General features: G+C 58.2%; 1 protein-coding gene. It reads right to left on the bottom strand.

The features are described 5' to 3' along the window. Window positions 1-39: 39 nt before the first annotated feature. Window positions 40-244 (bottom strand): hypothetical protein (locus Q4548_RS16965; RefSeq protein ID WP_303457256.1); only part of this gene is annotated, 205 nt, incomplete at its 5' end.

Below are 244 nucleotides of genomic sequence, written 5' to 3'. Positions count from 1 at the left end.
AGTCTTCGTCGTCCGGCATTGTGAAGGCTTCCGTCTCGCTCACGGTTTCCCCTTCACGCTCTCGTTACGCCCGCTAGCGATCGCCAGTCCAGCACCTACCGCAGCCGTTGCCAGACCTGCGAGTATCGTGCCGACAACGATCTTCTTATAGCCCTTGATATCCTTGTGGCTCGCGTACATGGTGTTCGTCTTGTGAACCAACTCCGGCAGGTTCGCGGCCTTGATCGCTGTCTCGATCTGGACC

The sequence above is a fragment of the Wenyingzhuangia sp. 2_MG-2023 genome, assembly GCF_030548295.1.
Lineage (GTDB): Bacteria > Bacteroidota > Bacteroidia > Flavobacteriales > Flavobacteriaceae > Wenyingzhuangia.
This window is presented reverse-complemented; position numbering and strand designations above follow the sequence as displayed.